Origin of the sequence: Neorhizobium sp. T6_25, assembly GCF_002968555.1 — a bacterium.
Taxonomy (GTDB): domain Bacteria; phylum Pseudomonadota; class Alphaproteobacteria; order Rhizobiales; family Rhizobiaceae; genus Neorhizobium.
In genome coordinates this window covers 177,385-188,398 of record NZ_PVBL01000001.1, presented here as the reverse complement: position 1 = coordinate 188,398, position 11,014 = coordinate 177,385, and the positions used below count along the sequence as shown (strand labels likewise).

Annotated in this window: 8 protein-coding genes; 3 read left to right on the top strand and 5 right to left on the bottom strand. The window is 61.6% G+C overall.

Annotation, left to right across the window (positions count from 1 at the left end):
* Positions 1–54 precede the first annotated feature (54 nt).
* From C5L10_RS00845 to C5L10_RS00825, 5 genes are all read right to left on the bottom strand, one after another.
* Positions 55–957, bottom strand: a complete 903-nt coding sequence (locus tag C5L10_RS00845) for an ABC transporter ATP-binding protein (protein ID WP_371411903.1) — start codon at positions 955–957, stop codon at positions 55–57.
* 83 nt (positions 958–1,040) lie between these two features.
* Positions 1,041–2,057, bottom strand: a complete 1,017-nt coding sequence (locus C5L10_RS00840) for an ABC transporter ATP-binding protein (protein WP_105428110.1) — start codon at positions 2,055–2,057, stop codon at positions 1,041–1,043.
* Positions 2,054–2,968 carry an ABC transporter permease gene (locus C5L10_RS00835; RefSeq protein WP_105428109.1) on the bottom strand — a complete coding sequence of 305 codons (915 nt, stop codon included), beginning with the start codon at positions 2,966–2,968 and terminating at the stop codon, positions 2,054–2,056. Before C5L10_RS00835 ends, C5L10_RS00840 begins: the two co-directional genes overlap by 4 nt.
* Positions 2,961–3,938: an ABC transporter permease gene (locus C5L10_RS00830; RefSeq protein WP_105428345.1), complete on the bottom strand. Its 978-nt coding sequence runs from the start codon at positions 3,936–3,938 to the stop codon at positions 2,961–2,963. The genes C5L10_RS00835 and C5L10_RS00830 overlap by 8 nt, the downstream gene beginning before the upstream one ends.
* A gap of 123 nt (positions 3,939–4,061) precedes the next feature.
* Entirely contained in the window at positions 4,062–5,714 is a 1,653-nt protein-coding gene (locus tag C5L10_RS00825; RefSeq protein ID WP_105428108.1) for an ABC transporter substrate-binding protein, read from the bottom strand.
* A gap of 283 nt (positions 5,715–5,997) precedes the next feature.
* On the opposite strand from C5L10_RS00825, the gene C5L10_RS00820 reads away from it, so the two are divergent.
* The 3 genes from C5L10_RS00820 (at position 5,998) to C5L10_RS00810 (ending at position 10,993) form a co-directional block, all read left to right on the top strand.
* A complete protein-coding gene (locus C5L10_RS00820; protein WP_172716850.1) occupies positions 5,998–6,798 on the top strand; it encodes an IclR family transcriptional regulator in 801 nt (266 codons plus the stop codon).
* Positions 6,799–6,975: 177 nt separating this feature from the next.
* Complete coding sequence (locus tag C5L10_RS00815; RefSeq protein ID WP_105428106.1) at positions 6,976–8,697, top strand: M28 family peptidase; 1,722 nt, start codon at positions 6,976–6,978, stop codon at positions 8,695–8,697.
* A gap of 343 nt (positions 8,698–9,040) precedes the next feature.
* Positions 9,041–10,993 (top strand): SARP family transcriptional regulator, encoded by a 1,953-nt coding sequence (locus C5L10_RS00810; RefSeq protein WP_205837003.1) that lies wholly within the window; start codon positions 9,041–9,043, stop codon positions 10,991–10,993.
* The last annotated feature ends 21 nt before the right edge of the window (positions 10,994–11,014 follow it).

Genomic DNA, 11,014 nt, shown 5'->3' with positions numbered 1-11,014 from the left:
CTCCGCGGCAGGACCGGTGCGTATGTAGAAAGCCGCTAACATCAACAACTCCAGTCAGTACAGATGGCAGGCGACGGTGCGGGTGCCGACGGGCTTCGGCAGGGGTATCTCGGCCGCACAGCGCGCATGAGCCGCCGGACACCGGTCCCGAAACACGCAGCCGGAGGGCGGATTGCGCGGGTCCGGGGCCCCGCGGCCGATCGGCAGCGGCTCGTGGCTCTGGTCGGGATTCGGCACAGGGACGGCGGCGACGAGCGCCTTGGTATAGGGATGCAGCGGCTCGCGGACGATATCCTCGGTGGGTCCGTCTTCCATGATCCGGCCGAGATACATGACGATAGTCCGCTCGCAGACGTAGCGCACCAGCGCCAGGTCGTGGCTGATATAGATCGCGGTCAGCCCCAGCCGGTCGCGCACATCGCGAAAAACGTTGAGCACGCCGGCGCGCACCGAGACGTCGAGCATCGAGACCGGCTCGTCGGCCACCACGAATTCCGGCTGCAGGATCAGCGCCCGCGCCATCACGACGCGCTGCAGCTGGCCACCGGAGAGCTGATGCGGATAGCGGTCGAGGAACTGCGCCGGCTCGGGCAGTTTCACCAGTTCGAGTGACGCAATGATCCGGCCCTCGCGCTCGCGCTTCGGAATGTCGGCATTTTCCAGCGGCTCGGCCAGCGTCTGGCGGATGGTGAAGCGCGGATTGATCGCGTCGAACGGGTTCTGGAAGATCAGCTGCGCCTTGGAGCGGAATTTCTTCAGCCCGCTGCCGCGCACCGCGCCGATCTCCTCGCCGTCGAAATGGATCGTGCCGCCGGTCTTTTCCTCGAGCTTCAGCAGCAGCCGGCCCATGGAGGTCTTGCCGCAGCCGGATTCGCCGAGCAGGCCGACGCTTTCACCGCGGCGGATATCGAAGCTGACGCCATCGACGGCTTTCACCACCGTCGATTTGCCGCGCATCGCCGCGAACGCGCCACCGACGGCAAAATGCAGCTTGGCATTCAAAACCGAGACCAGGACATCCGGTTTCTTGGTGACCAAATTCATGCCGGGGCCATCCATGTCTCCGTCTTGGCGGCTTCGATACGCAAGGCAGCACTCTCATTGGCACGGTGGCAGAGCACAGGGTGATCCGGCGCGACGTCGATGACCGGCGGCTCGGTGCCGCAGATGTCGAGCGCGAAAGGACAGCGCGGCTTGAACCGGCAGCCGCCCGGCGGGTTGGCAAGGTTCGGCGGTGCGCCTTCGATCGGCGTCAGGATGCCGGAGGCGGCTCCCTGCAGATCCGGAAAGGCGTTGCGCAGGCCCATCGTATAGGGATGCGACGGTGCCGTCAGCGCCGCCTGCGTCGTGCCCGATTCGGCCACCTTGCCGGCATACATGACGACGGTACGGTCGCAGATATAAGCAACGACCGAGATGTCGTGCGTCACCAGTATGACCGAAACACCGAGCCGCGTCTGCAGTTCCTTGAGCTGGTCGAGGATCTGCCGCTGCACGATGACGTCGAGCGCCGTCACCGGCTCGTCGGCGATGATCAGCTTCGGATCGAGCGCGAGCGCCAGGGCAATCGCGACGCGCTGGCGCATGCCGCCGGAGAACTGGTGCGGATAGTCGGCCAAGCGGTTGGCATCGATGCCGACCATCTCGAACAGTTCTTCGGAACGGGCACGGGACTGTTTTCGGCTCAGGCGGCCGCGGCGACGCAGCACCTCGTCGAGCTGGTATTCGACCGTATAGACCGGATCGAGCGAGTTCATGGCGCTCTGGGGAATGAAGGCGATGTCGCGCCAGCGCAGCGCATTCATCTCCTTTTCGGGGATTTTTGCCAGATCCTTGCCGTCGAACAGGATTTGCCCGCCGGTGATCGCCGCATTCTCGGCAATTACCCGCGTCAGTGCCCGGGCAACAGTCGTCTTGCCGCAGCCGGATTCGCCGACCAGGCCGGTGATCGAGCCGCGCGGAATGTCGAAGCTCGCGCCGTCCACTGCGTGGACGAAATTGCGCCCCACCTGGTAGCTGACCCGGAGATCTCTGACGGAAAGAAGGGGTTCGCTCATCGGCTCAACTTCGGGAAGAGGATGTTTTCATACCCGCGGGTGATGAAGAAGCCCGCGCTGACGACGAGGATGATGCAGATGCCCGGAGGCACGAACCAGTAGAAGGCCTGTTTGGCGAGCGCCTGGCTGGCAAACGCATCCTGCAGCATGTAGCCCCAGCTGATCGAGTTTGGATCGCCGAAACCCAGGAAACTGATCGACGCTTCTGTCAGGATCGCCCAGCCGATCGCGATCGATCCGTAGAGGAAGGACAGCGGCAGGATGTTCGGCGCGATATGGCGCAGGATGATCTTGAAGTCGGAGGATCCCGCCACCCGCGCCGCCTCGACATAACCGCGGGTGCGCAGCGTCAGCACCTGGCTGCGGATGACGCGGGCGGTATCGCGCCAAAGCACCAGCGCCATGGCGATGACGACGTTCCAGATCGAAGGTCGCAGGAAGGCCGCCAGCACGATGACGAATGGCAGAAATGGAATGCCGAAAGCGATATCCGCAAGCCGCATCAGGATGGCGTCCACCCAGCGACCGAAATAACCGGCGACGAGGCCGATGACCGAGCCGATCAGAGCGACCATGAATGCGGCGGTGATGCCGATCAGCAGCGCCGAGCGGCTGCCGTAGACGAGCTGCGAGAAGATATCCCGGCCGAGGCTGGTGGTTCCCATGATGAAACCATCTTGCCCCGGCCGCAGGTCCGCCGCGAGATCGTAGGCTGGCGTGTAGAGAATTTCGGTCGGGTCATGTGTGGCGATCTGATCGGCGAACACGGCGACAACGACGAACACCAGATAGATGAGGAGACCGGCGACCGCGAATGGATCGTTCATCGGCAGTCTCAGCGCGCGAAACATCCGGGCAATAATATTGGGGCGTCTCGGCTTGATGAGGGCGGGTGCGGCGATCTCAGGCATGGGAAATCCTCGGATCGAGGAAGGCATAGAGCAGGTCGGCGAGCAGGTTCATGAAGATCACCACGAGCGCGATCATCAGGAAGGCGCCCTGCGCCAGCGGATAGTCGGAAGCGGCGACCGCATTCACCAGTTCGCGGCCGAGGCCTGGCCAGGAGAACACCGATTCCACCACGACATTGCCCTGCAGCTGGTAGCCGACGGCGATCGCAAACGAGGTCATCACCGGCAGCAGAGCGTTGCGGGCGGCATGGCGCACCACCACGGTCCAGGTCGACAGGCCCTTGATGCGGGCCATGGTGACGAAGTCCTCCTTCATCACGTCGAGCATGTTGGAGCGCATCAGGAGAAGCGGCAGGCCCTGGCTGTAGATTGCCAGCGTTGCCGCCGGAAGCGCCAGATGGGCGAGGAAGTCGCGCGAGGTATAGAGATCGAGAAAGCCGGAATATTCGTTGCCGGGAGCGCGCGTGCCGCCGGCCGGCAGCCAGCCGAGCGAGAAGGAGAAGATCGCCAGCATCACCATGCCGAGCCAGAATTCCGGCATGGCGCGGGTGGTGAGCACCAGCGGAATGGCCGCCTGCTCCACCCAGCTGCCGCGGCGCCAGGCGAGATAGGCGCCGGCGAGAATGCCGAAGACATAGGCGACGATCAGCGAGGAAAAGGTGAGGATCAGTGTGTTCGGCAGCAGGATCCAGATGCGCTGGCCGACCGGTTCGCGATAGCGAAAACTCTGGCCGAGCTCGCCCTGCAAAAGATTGCCGAGATAGATCAGGTATTGGTGCCAGAGCGGCTTGTCGAGGCCGAACTGGGCCATGAGCTGCTGCTGCTGCTCGAGCGTAAACGTCGGGTCGATATAGGCGGCCATCGGATTGCCCGGCATCAGCCGGAACATCAGAAACAGGATGGTCACCACCGCCCATAAAACAAGAGCGAGCTGCAGCAACCTGCCGCCCACAGCCTTGAAATTCTTCATCTGAAAAAATTCCTTCTCTTGGCTCGGCGCCCCACCTTCGGGAGGAAAGGCGAGGCTGCCGATGTCAAGCGTCAGGCAAAAAGGGGAGGCGGCGCCGGGAGAGTCCACCGCCTCCCGTGAAGATTACTTGGCGGCGATGGTTTCCTTGGTATCGCCCGGATAGCGCAGCTTGCCGCCGTCCAGCGTATAACCGGCATCCTTCAGGGTCTTGGCTGCAACGGCCTGACCGGTCTTGAAGCTGTCGACGACCGACTTGTCATGCCAGAATTCGAGCGCCGGAGAGACGATCGAGTTCGAACCGACTGCGAAGCTCTTGTAGGCAGCCTTGACGATCAGCTGGCGGTCGACCGCTTCGGAAAGCGCGCGGCGGAAGGCCGGGTCGTTGAAGGGGGGGCGACGTTCGTTGAAGGCGATGTAGCGGAAGCCCATGTCGACTGTGGAAACCACTTCCAGGTCGCCGTCTTTCTTGGCCGCGTCGATCAGCACCTGCGGATCGCCGGTGAACTCGCCCATGAAGTTGATTTCACCCGAGCGCAGCATGCCGAGTGCGGCTTCCGCATTCGGTACGATACGCAGGATCCAGCGATCGATCTTCGGCGCGGCGAAGTGATCCTTGTTGGCGGCAAGCGTGACGGACTCGTTCTTTGCCCAGCTGGTGAACTTGAACGGCCCGGAACCGATCGGCATCTGTTCCTGATAGCTTTCCGCAGTCTCCGGCTTGGTGGCCAGATCCTTGAGGATCGGTTCCCAGATGTGCTTCGGGATCAGGTTGACCTTGGCAAGGCTGGACGTCACGAAGGAGGCGGCCGGCTTCTTCAGCTTGAAGGTGATGATGTCGCCATTCGTGGTGATCGAGTCGATGTTCGTGGCGAAGGGCTTGTACATCGGGGCTTCGCCGCCGACCGCCGCTTCGAACGAGAACTTGACGTCATCAGCCGTGACCGGCTTGCCGTCATGCCACTTCATGCCGGACTTCAGCTTCACGTCGACCGTGGTACCGTCCTTCCAGGTGAAGCTCTCGGCGGCCCACGCCTTCGGCAGGCCATCCGGGCCGACGCGCAGCAGGCGGTCCCAGACGAGTTCGGTGATCCAGCTGTCGACGCTGCCCGAGATATAAAGCGGGTTGATCGCCTTAATATTGTCGGACGAGTTGATGATCAGGTCCTTCTTCGCGCTCGCCGGCTCGATACCGAGGAAGGTCCAGGTGTTGCGGATGCCGATACCGCTCTGGTTGATGACCGATTCCGGCTTCCAGGCGGTCTTGTCGAAAGCGAAGGTCGACTTCGGATGCACCAGCATCATGTAGGGCTGGTCCTTGGAAAGGATCTCCTGCGCCTTGAAGACCAGCGCCTTGCGCTTGGCCGGATCGATCTCGCCGCGCTGGGCTTCGGCGGTCGCATCATAGTCCTTGTTCAGGTAGCCCGCGAAGTTGTAGCCGTCTTTGGCGGTTGACGAATGGAAGAGGTTGAAGATGAGCTCGTCGGGATCGGAGCGCTCGGGACGGCCGACCATCTGCCAGGCGGTGGAGTCCCACTGGTCGCGCTTGTACCAGACCTCGTCGGACATCTGCTCCCAGGGGATCGCCCGGACTTCCACGTCAAGGCCAAGTTTGCGCCATTCCTGGGCGATCAGCTGGACGGACTGGAATTCTGCCTGCTGGCCGGCCTGCGGACGGGACAGGATGGTGATCTTGCGGATCGGATCGCCGGCCCAGGCGGGCAGAGCAATGGCCGTTAGGACAAGAGCTGCGAATGCATTTTTCAAAACGGACTTCATCGTCGTTCTCCTCTGAATAGCTTGACTATTCTCTTATGTGGCAAAGGGTTTTCTCCCTCCGCATCGCAAATCCGAAATCGGCTTCGAACACGTTTCCCACGCGTTCAATGCCGATACTCAATCCAAAGAATTGTGCACGAGCGCCTTCGAAGGGTTTGCAACCCAGCCCTCAATGTTTTACTCTATGAAACGTCGTTTCGCATTGAGATTGAGTAAAACACATTCCAAGAAGATTGCAAGAAGCTTCAAGCAATCCAAATCAGATGCCGGAGGAGACCATCCGATGACCGAACCAAAAGACTACAAGATCGCGGCGGTGGACCGGGCGCTGGCCCTTCTCGAAGCCCTTGCCGATCGCCCCGACCAGGGCGTGACCTCGCTTGCAAAATCGCTGGGGATGACCAAATCGCTGGTCTTCCGCTTGCTGCATACGCTGGAGGAGCGCGGTTTCGTATCGCGCGATCCGGAGCGTGCCGAATTCTCGCTTGGCTACCGCATCGGCGTGCTTGGCGAGCGCCTTGGCAAGGACGGTGCCCTGCTTTACGCCGCCCGGCCGGTCATGGATATGCTCCGCGACCAGACATCCGAGAACGTCAATCTTGTCGTGCGCGAAGGCTTGAAGACCTACGTTCTGGCGACCCGCGCCGGCCGCCATTCAATCCGGCTTTTTGCCCAGGCGGGACGCAATGGCCCGCTGCATGCGGGCGGCGGCTCGCTGCTTCTGCTGGCTTACGCAGATCCGTCGGTCATCGATGCGGCACTCTCCCAGCCGCTCGAAGCCTTCACGCCCTACACGATCACCGACCGGGCGAAATTACGCCAGGCACTCGAACGCATCCGCGCCAACGGCTACAATATTGTGCTCAACGATCTCGATGAAGGCGCCTTCTCCGTCGCCGCGCCGATCACCGGCGCCGACGGCACGATCATCGCTTCGATCTCGGTCGCGGGCGCTGTCGCCCGTTTCGACGAGGAGCGGCGCGAAAGCCATTTGAAGGCCGCCCTTGACGCCGCTGCGGAAATATCCGAGCGACTTTCCATCCACGGCCCTGGCGAAAACGGCCTCGTCAAATCAAGGGCTTGAGGCTCGATCAAGCCGATCGCCAATCATCCGCAAATAGACGGGCGCCTTGGCGCCCGTTCTCATCGGTGCGCGTTCTAGCCCTTCGAAGCCGCTTGCGGGGTCATCAAACCTCTGTTAGCTTTTTCGAGTTTTGTAAAACAGCGTTTCGCTCAATAAAACAGTAAGGGAGTATCGGATATGGACGAGATCGAATCCACCGTTCTGGGGGCGGTGACGCTGGACGAACCCTGGGCTCTGGTAGAGAGCTTTGCGACCTACAAGCGCGAGCATCCGGCCGATGTGAACCGCGCCATGGACGAGGTTGCCGCGCGCCTTGCCAAGCACGGCGTCGAGGTCAAGATGCATGAGGCCGACCTCTTCCTCAGCCTCCCCGGCCTCGCCCGCGTCGAAGCAGGGGATAGGACCTTCCGCGCCAAGCCGCCGTCCTATTCGCTGGACGCATCGAAAGGCGTGAAGGGCGAGATCGTTTACATCGCCAGCCTGCAGCCGAAGGCGATCTCGACCATGTTCGAAAAGACCGTCGACGGCACCGGGGAACTCGCCGCCCGGGTCCGCGGCAAGGTGGTTCTCTCGGAAGGCTTTGCCAATCCGGGTCTCGTTTCGCAGTTCACGGAACTCGGCGCGGTCGGCGTCATTGCCATCAATCCCGGCGTCGATATCCACTGGGGCACCTGCACCACCGTCTGGGGCACGCCCGATCTCGACGACCTGCCGCGCAAGCCGTCGATCCCGGCCGTCGCCGTCAACCGCGAGAGCGGCGATGCGCTGATCGAACTTGCCAGGACCGGCGCCGAGGTCACCATCTTCGCCGATATGGAAGAAGGCTGGTTCAAGTCGAAGCTGCCGGAGGTCTTCATCAAGGGTACCGAAGAGCCGGACAAATACGTCTTCCTGCACGGCCATCTCGACAGCTGGGACGTCGGCGTCGGCGACAACGCGACCGGTGATGCGACGATGCTTGAAATCGCTCGCGTTCTCTGGGCCAACCGCGACAAGCTGAAGCGCTCGATCCGCATCTGCTGGTGGCCGGGCCACTCGACCGGCCGTTATGCCGGCTCCACCTGGTTCTCGGACAATTTTGCGCTCGATCTCGACGAAAACTGCGTCGCCTCGGTCAATTGCGACAGCCCCGGCTGCCGCTGGGCGACCGAATTCATCAATCTCTGCATGATGACCGAGACGGAAGCCTTCCTCTCCGGTGTCATCGAGGAAGTGGCCGGCAAGAAAGCCGAGGCCGAACGCCCGCACCGCGCCGGCGACTATTCCTTCAACAATATCGGCCTGTCGAGCTACCTGATGCTGTCCTCGACCATGACGGAACGCGACCGCGAGGAAAAGGGCTACTACACGGTCGGCGGCTGCGGCGCCAACATCGCCTGGCACACCGAAAACGACACGCTTGAGATCGCCGACAAGGACATCATGCTGCGCGACATCAAGGTCTATCTGCTGGCCGTGCTGCGCAATGCCAATGCAAAAATCCTGCCCTTCGACTGGCGTGCGACGGCACGAGAGTTCGTCCACACGGTCGGCACCTACCAGAAGAAGGCCGGTGACCGCTTCGACCTTTCACCGAGCCGCAAGGCGGTCGAGTCCTTGGCCGAAGCACTCGCCGCATTCTACGCCGGGATCGACAGCGGCAAGATCGAAGCCAAGAGCGCCAACCACGTGATCCAGAGGCTCGCCCGTATCCTGGTGCCGCTCAACTACACCCGCGAGCAGCGTTTCCGCCACGACCCGGCCCTGCCGATCCCGGAACTGCCGGCCATCTCGACGGCCGCCGATCTCGACAAGCTTGGCCCTGAGAAACTCGGTTTCGCCAAGACCCAACTCGTGCGCGGCCAGAACCGCGTGATCTCGGCGCTGCGTCAGGCAGAACAGCTGGTTCGCGCTGCCTGATTGTTGAAACCTGGACAAAAGCCCGCGCCGGGACCGGCGCGGGCTTTTTGCTCAAGGCTTCACCTCGACGATCTGGCATCGGCTATTCTCTCCTCATGGCCGCATCTGCCGGCTGCCCCAGCAAACAGGATGGTAATATAAAACTGCATTTGTCTTTAGTTTGGATCGGTGTCCGTCACCGGCATTCGCAAAGCCCCCCGTCTCGGGTCAACCCAGGGATTCTCAAGTTAAAATGCGAGACGCCGCTTCAATGCGCTCGTTGCGCCTCGACTTTAACGCTGTTTTGACGCTGCTTTGACAGCGGCGCGCTAGGGCAGGTTTGCGGTTTCCAGGGATGCTTTTTATGCTTCAGTTCGTCGATGGCCACAACGCTGACATGCGCTGCCGAAACGCAGGTGCGCCTGTAGCGCTCTTGTCAAGGGCCGCTTTTGTGTCAGACTGTCTGCTGGACGGGCAGCCCAGGTTCGATGAGATGATCGAGAGGGGCACAATACGAGTTGGGCCAATGGATCGCATGGATGCAAAACATGCAGTGTTCCGGATGTACCTGCTTGGCCCGTTCAGTCTCGTCGACAGCAAAGGGAAATCTGCCACCCCCAGGTCCCAGAAGGCCCAGGCAATTCTCGCAATGCTTGCTCTGTCTGCGCGGGGATCCCGCTCGCGGGTCTGGCTGAGAGACAAACTGTGGAGCGACCGGTCCGAGGATCAGGCGGCTGCGAGCCTAAGGCAGGCCCTGCTGGATATTCATAAAGCCCTGGGTTCGTCTCGCGATCTGATCATCGCCGACAAGAACACCGTGTGGCTGGACATGGACCGCATCGCGCTCGACACCGAGGAGATGCTGCGCAGCGAGCGCCTGGTCGACCAGATCACCGACGAATTGCTCGAAGGCATGGATATCCGCGATCCTGAATTCGAGGACTGGCTGACGGTCGAGAGACAGAACTGGTACCGACGCATCGAAGAAGGGCGCGTCGATGATGTGTTCGAACCTCGGCAGCAACCTCGCCGCGACGTCAGCACGCTATCAGCGCTCTTGCCTTTGACTGGCTTGCCTGACCAGCGCCCAGGCAATGTGCCCTCGGCAGCTGTGGGCACTGATCCGGACAAGCCGCCGTCGCCGGACAATATTCAATGGACCATCGCACTCCAGCCGCCGATCGTCCTCGGCGCTGGGGATGGGGGGCAGATCGCGGCATTGCAGTTTCAGAACCTGCTTGCCAAGGCGATCTTCGACGGATTGGGGCTCGGCATTACCGATCTTTCCTTCGACCCGCATCTTGGGCAACCGGACCGAAAGATGGGCCTTCCACTATGCCTTCAACTGCGGCTGACCTTCGATGGCAGTCAGGTGCTGGTGGAGCTGGCGATCAAGCATCTGCTCGACAACCGGATCATATGGCTTGGCAGCCGGATGATCGGACGCATCCAGATGGAGCGGTCCGAATACGGGGTCGCCGCGGCTCTGATCAGCCAGGCGGTCGACCAGTTGTCGCTGTTTCAGGAGTTGAGCGCCGGCGACGGTCGCCTGACCCGCGATGGTCTCTTCATCGATGCGGTCAACGCGATCTTCCGCCTTTCGAGAGGCGACCTCGAAAAAGCGGAAAAGCGGCTGCAGGAGCAGATTCAATATCAGCCGCGAGCGTCTGCCTTCGCCTGGCTGTCCTTCATCCGCACATTCCAGGTCGGCCAGCGTTTTAGTGTGCTGGACGCGCATTTGATCGAAGAGGCCCAGGCCTATGCGCGAAAGGCTCTCGAACTCGATCCGAATAATTCCGTCTCCCTGGCGCTGGTCGGACATGTCCACTCTTTCCTATTCCGGGAGTACGATTACGCAGCCGGGCTGTTCGAGAAGTCGATCCGGCTGAACCCGGCCTTGCCGCTGGGTTGGGACCTCTATGCCATGCTGCACTGCTATGCGGGGCAGCCAGAGAGGGCCAGTGCAATGGCCCGGTGGGTGCAGGAGCTCGGCGTCTACAGCCCTCATAAATACTACTTTGATACGACGAAATGCATCAGCGCCGGGTTGGCGGGAGACCACGTGGCGGCAATAGCGGCAGGCGAGGATGCACTGCATTCCCGGCCGAACTTCAATAGCCTGTTGCGCTATCTCGCTTCCAGCCATGCTCACACGGGCAATTTGGATGCCGCACGCCAATATGTGGAACGGCTCGATAAGGTTGAAAACGGGTTTTCCATAACCTCGTTTCGCGGCACGGGCTATCCGCTGCTCAGCACTGGCGGTGGAAAGCTGTTGCTCGACGGCCTGATCAAGGCTGGCGCCAGAATTCGCTAAGGCAACATTCACGATGATCTC